Source organism: Bullifex sp., assembly GCF_034103065.1.
GTDB lineage: Bacteria > Spirochaetota > Spirochaetia > Sphaerochaetales > Sphaerochaetaceae > Bullifex.
Genome location: NZ_JAXEGN010000072.1, coordinates 1 through 5,118, shown reverse-complemented (window position 1 = coordinate 5,118; position 5,118 = coordinate 1). Strand labels below are relative to the sequence as shown.

3 protein-coding genes and 1 pseudogene are annotated in these 5,118 nt (G+C 32.0%); all 4 read right to left on the bottom strand.

The genetic code is table 11. The annotated features are described in order from the left end of the window. Nucleotides 1–114: 30S ribosomal protein S16 (locus SOY52_RS03185; protein ID WP_320847537.1), on the bottom strand; the 114-nt coding region annotated here is incomplete at its 3' end. A 29-nt stretch (nucleotides 115–143) separates the two neighbouring features. Beyond that, nucleotides 144–1,478: a signal recognition particle protein gene (gene ffh / locus SOY52_RS03180; protein WP_320847536.1), complete on the bottom strand. Its 1,335-nt coding sequence runs from the start codon at nucleotides 1,476–1,478 to the stop codon at nucleotides 144–146. 78 nt (nucleotides 1,479–1,556) lie between these two features. After that, nucleotides 1,557–3,026 (bottom strand): EAL domain-containing protein, encoded by a 1,470-nt coding sequence (locus SOY52_RS03175; protein ID WP_320847535.1) that lies wholly within the window; start codon nucleotides 3,024–3,026, stop codon nucleotides 1,557–1,559. A gap of 508 nt (nucleotides 3,027–3,534) precedes the next feature. Next, a pseudogene (locus SOY52_RS03170) lies at nucleotides 3,535–5,118 on the bottom strand (chromosome segregation protein SMC); the annotation flags it as partial.

Sequence of the window (5,118 nt, the reverse complement as noted above, 5' to 3'; positions counted from 1 at the left end):
ACCAATCTCATCAATAGTTCTACTTGTTGCTGCAGCTCTGCTGTCCATAACAACAACACGATAGTAAGGTCTCTTCTTAGACCCAAAGCGCTTTAGTCTCATGCTAACACTCACGGCTTTACTCCTTATTCTACTTGATAGGCCTACATACCTAATTTATTAAGCATGTTTGCCTGTAATTTCTTATTTCCCATAAGCTTTTTCATTAAAAGCTTACTTTTTTCAAATTTCTTTAAAAGGCGATTTACATCAGCAACACTTGTGCCACTACCCTTTGCTATTCTCTTTCTTCTTGATGGTCCGATGATTCTATAGTTTTCTCTCTCGAACCTAGTCATAGATTTGATAATAGCCTTTTCAACCTCTACTTCTTTAAGGTTAAGATCTTCTTCTGAAATATTACCCTTTGCACCTGGAATCATCTCAAGAATTTTATCAGCAGAACCCATCTTCTTCATATTCTCGAGTTGGTCAAGATAGTCTTGAAGATCAAATGTGTTCTTCTGCATCTTTTTAGCAATGCGCTCTGCTTCATCCTTATCAAAAGCTTCTTGAGCTTTCTCAACTAATGAAACAACATCACCCATGCCAAGAATTCTTGATGCAATACGGTCAGGATGGAATGCGTCTAAATCCTCACTCTTTTCACCTGTACCGATAAACTTAATTGGCTTACCTACAACACTCTTAAGAGAAAGTGCAGCACCACCACGAGTATCAGAGTCAAACTTAGAAAGGATTACACCAGATATTCCTACCTTCTCCTCAAATTCTTTTGCAATGTTGACAGCATTTTGACCTGTCATTGCATCAGCAACAAAGAGAGTTTCATCTGGATTTACAGCTCTTGCGATATCCTGAATCTCTTTCATCAAGACATCATCAAGGTGCATTCTACCACTTGTATCGATAATTACAGTGTCATAAAGTTCATGACGAGCAGTTTTAACTGCTTCAGTTGCAACTTTAACAGGATTTTTTTCGCCAGGAATAGTAAATACTCTGACACCAACTTTTTCACCTAATACCTGTAATTGGGTAATAGCTGCTGGTCTAACAAGGTCAGCAGCAACGAGCATAACCTTTCTACCCTCTTTTTTAAGCTTCAATGCAAGCTTATGAGCTGTAGTTGTCTTACCAGAGCCTTGAAGACCCATCTTAAGAATTATGCTAGTTGTATCTTTTCCTTTTAGCTTTAGCTTTTGTCCTTCTTCATCACCAAGTAAAGCAACCATCTTGTCATAGACAATCTTTGTAAATTGCTGACCTGGATCAACAGAAAGAAGAACCTTTTCACCGAGGGCTTCTTCAAGTGTACTGTTGATAAAACGTCTGACAACACGAAGATTAACATCGGCGTCCAAAAGAGACATTTTAATCTCTTCAACTGCATCACGGATGTTTTTCTCTGTTATCTTACCTTTGCCCGATAAATTTTTCATTATCGAGGAAAACTTTGTGCTTATATTATCAAACATGTACCTTTCCTTGGTTATATTGCAACTTTTAATTTATACCTGTTAATGGCCTTTTTAGTCAATAAGATTACTCACATCTTATATATTATGCTTTTTTATAAACTCAATAAAATCTGCTTCAGGAAGAGGCTTTGAAAAATGATATCCTTGAATGTAGTCACAACCCATTTGAACAAAGCAATTTAAAACATCCTCAGTTTCAACACCTTCTACAACAATTTCCATACCTATTTCCTTTAGAAGCGAAACAGAATATTTTAATACTGAATTGATCTTACTATCAAAAACTTTATCAGTCATACTCTTATCAATTTTAACAATTTTAAGGGGTAAACTTATTATTCTACTAAGGTTAGAATACCCTGTACCATAATCATCTAAAGCAAAAGAAACACCTATATCTTTTAAAGCTTTAATATTATCTAATACAATATCTTGAGCTGTATTTGCAGCTGTTTCTGTTATTTCTAGATTAGCTTGTTCTGGTTTTAGATTATACTTTTTAAGGTAAAATAAGATTTTGTCCTTTAAATCTACTTGAACACACTGCTTCATAGATAGATTAATCTCAAAGAAATTAATTTGAAGTTTTGCCTCTGTACATCTTGAAATAAAGTTACAAACATTATCTAAAACTATTTCTCCAATTTGCAAAATTGTTCCATTGTTTTCTGCTGCTTTAATAAATAAATCAGGAGGAATAAAGCCAAACTTCTCATCCTTTAATCTTATTAAGGCTTCAGCAGAAATGAACTTCTTATGCTTTACAGAGTATATTGGCTGATAATACATCTCAAATCGATTTTCTTCTATTGCCTTACTAATAATATGATCAATCTCATTTCTTAAATGGAACTTATACTTTTGTTTATCATTTTCATCTGCAAGAAAAGTAATGTTTCCATTAGCAGGAAGGTATGAATAAAAGGAATAAACGAAAGACATCATTTTATCATAGTTATCAAAGTCCTGAGGACATGAGAAAACACATAAACAGCTATCCATCTCTAGTTCCATTTTTCCAAATTGGAAGCTACCACAAATTGAATCTCGAAAGTTTTTAATATTATCCCTTGACCTATCAAAATTAGTTTGTTCAAAAGAGGAAGCAAATAAACCATTTTCAAGGTAATAAAGCTCAGAGGTAGCAAAATAATATTTCATCTTATTTGCAATTTGCTTCATTAAATCATTACAAGCATCATTACCTAAAATAGTAAGTAATGCAGGATAATTAACTATCCTTAATATTAGTATTCTCACTGGTTTTTTAAGGTAAAATACTTTTTTCATATCAGTTGAATAAGCGATATGACTCTTAATACCAATAAGTGGGTTAATTACTTCTTCTAAGCGTTGAACAATATTTGAAACTAAAAATAGAGAAACTGTATTTAAAAACATTTCTACTAAATACTCAGGAATAAATGCCTGAACCAAAATAGCAAATAAGTTCCAAGGGTAGAAACAAACTAAAGAGATAAACTTATCTATTGATAATACTTTTCTATATTTAAATAAAAATGAAAGACCATATACAAAATACATAAAGGCACAAATATGTAAGCCATAAAACATCGTACTTCTTGTATATATTAAATTATCATCAAAATAGAAAACATTATTGAAGAATATATTTGATATTAATAAAGCACATACTAAGCAATATGGGAAAATTAATATAACCTTTCTCTTTCTGCTTTGTTTAAGTAGATGCAATGTTTCAGTAACTGCGTATAGGTAAATCTGGAACAAGAGAGGAGTTAAATTTCTGCTGTAAAAATACCCATAGTAGAGAAAGTATCTAAAGGTTGAGTCAGTTTCATTAGCTAAAAACCAAATATTATAAGCCTCAGACCAGAGATCAAAAATTGTAGTGATAAGTACATTTATATAAATGAATAATAATATTTTATTGGTGAAATTCTTCTGATTTTTCCTCAGAAAAAGATCAACAATCATTATATCTATTATTAATATAGCAGATAAATCAAAGTACAATATCTTCATAATTTTATCCCTTAAATTTTAATAAAATTATAAAAATAGAAGAACATCACTTATTTGTTCTTCTACCTTCACTATCAAAATCTACTTCAGTATCATTTTCATTTAAGATAACAGCTTCCCCTTTAATTCTTGCAAGTTTATAGCTTACTGTGGTTGAAACACCAGCTTCCATCTGAGTAACACCAAGTAGTGATGCAGAACCCATTACAGTATGCTTATTGTGTGTGATAATAATAAATTGGCTATCTTTAGCAAAATCATCTAATACAGATAAGAAGAAGCCAATATTCTTATCATCAAGGGCAGCATCGATTTCATCTAGGATACAGAATGGAGATGGTTTTACCATGTATGTTGCAAATAGAAGCGCTACTGCAGTCATACTTCTTTCACCACCTGATAAAAGGGTTAAGCTAATAAGCTTTTTTCCTGGTGGTTGAGCAAAGATATCAATACCACTTGTTAAGATATTTTCAGGATCTTGTAGTGTAATTTCAGCTCTACCACCACCAAATAACCTTCTAAACATTACTTGGAAGTTTTCACTAATTTGCTTATATGTATTTAGAAACATTTCCTTTGATCTTGTCTCAATTTCTTCAAGAACAGTTTCAAGATCATGTTTACTTTTATACATATCATCGAGTTGCTTTTGCAAGAACTCATAGCGCTCCTTAGCTCCTTCAAATTCATCAACTGCCATATGGTTGATATTTGGGCCTAAAGCTTGTAATTGCTTTTTTATTTCAACTAACTCGTTTTCAAGCAATACTTGCTCACCAAGCTCTGCATTCATTCTATCTTCAAATTCTCTTAGGTTTCTTGAATAGGTGTTATAGAATGAAGCATAAAGGTTTTGAATTAAATCTTGAGTGTTAGTAATCCAAAGTTCGTTTTTCTCAATTTCATTATTAAGGTAATTAATTTTATCAATTGTATCGTTTTTCTCTTTTTCTTTAGAGCTAAGTAAGCTATAACGCTCATTTATTTCATCTTGTAGAGACTTTAATTCCTTTTTTAACTGAGTGATTTGGTTAATTAATTCAGCTTTTTCTTTATCTGCTTCTCGTAACTGGTTAGCAGTTGAATTAATTCTAGATTCAGCAATAGTAATTGCACTTTGACTATCAGAAAAGCTTATTTCTTTTTCTTCAATACTTCTTTCAAGATTATCTTTTACTGCTTTAAAAGAATCCATACCAGCCTTAATGGACGCAGTCTGAATCTCCATTTGCTTTATTGTTTCACGAAGTGCATCAACCTCTACCTCTAACCCTTCTATTTGAGAGCGGAAAGAAGTAATCTTTTCCCTACTCTTTACATTTGCCCCTCTTAAAGAACTTTCTTTATCAGAAATTTCTCTTTTTTGAGTTAATAAACCATCTGGAGAAAGAAATGTATCGATAAATGGTGGTATTGTACCTTTATATGTGTAGAAATCTTTTTTAAGAGCCTCAAGAGAAGATAATATATCCTCGAAAGATAATTCTTTATCAGAGAAAGAAGAAATAGATTTCTGCATTCTTATTTTATTTTGCAAGTCTCTAATCATCATCTCAAGTCTTGAAATGAATGTTTTTTCGGCACTACTTCTTTTATTAGAGGAATACTCCTCACCCATCATTTTATC